At 69.1% G+C, this 771-nt stretch carries 1 pseudogene; it reads left to right on the top strand.

The features are described 5' to 3' along the window. Nucleotides 1-76 precede the first annotated feature (76 nt). Nucleotides 77-771 (top strand): annotated as a pseudogene (locus VT50_RS28775) (polyketide synthase); the annotation flags it as partial.

Raw genomic sequence — 771 nt, 5'->3', positions numbered from 1 at the left:
GGCCCCGGCGGTGTTGGGGGTGGCGCCGGGTGGTGTGGTTGATGGGCGGTTTTGGGATGTGGTGGAGCGTGGGGATGTGGCCGCGTTGGCGGCGGAGTTGGCGGTGGATCCGGGGGTTTCGCTGGGTGAGGTGTTGCCTGCGTTGTCGTCGTGGCGGCGGCAGGAGTCGGTGCGTTCGGTGGTGGATGGCTGGCGTTATGGGGTGATGTGGAAGCCGGTGGCCGGTCGGTTGGCTGCTGGGGTGTTGGGTGGTTGTTGGTTGGTGGTGGTTCGGGCGGGTGAGGCTGGGGGTGGCTGGGCCAGGGGTGTGGTGGGGATGTTGGCTGGGTGTGGTGTGGATGTGCGTGTGGTCGAGTTGGGTGCGGTGGGTCGTGGGGGGGTTGCGGAGGAGCTGCGTAGGGCGGTGGGCGATGGTTCGGTGGCGGGGGTGTTTTCGCTGCTGGCGGTTGGGGGTGACCCGGAGTTGGGGTTGTTGGGTACGGCTGTGTTGGTGCAGGCGTTGGGTGATGTGGGTGTGGGTGGGTCGTTGTGGGTGGCGACGCGGGGTGGGGTGTCGGTGGGGCGTTCGGATGGTGTGGTGGTGCCTGGTCAGGCGTTGGTGTGGGGGTTTGGCCGGGTGGCGGCGTTGGAGCTGCCGGAGCGGTGGGGTGGTTTGGTCGATCTGCCGGAGTCGGTGGATGAGCGTGCGTTGGGTCGGCTGGCGGGTGTGCTGGCCGGGGCCGGTGGCTCGGGTGAGGATCAGGTCGCGCTGCGCGCCTCGGGTGTCTTCGG

Source organism: Streptomyces antioxidans (genome assembly GCF_000968685.2).
In the GTDB taxonomy this organism is placed as follows: Bacteria; Actinomycetota; Actinomycetes; order Streptomycetales; family Streptomycetaceae; genus Streptomyces; species Streptomyces antioxidans.
Note: the sequence above shows the minus strand (reverse complement) of the source record. Positions and strands in the feature narration are given on the sequence as shown.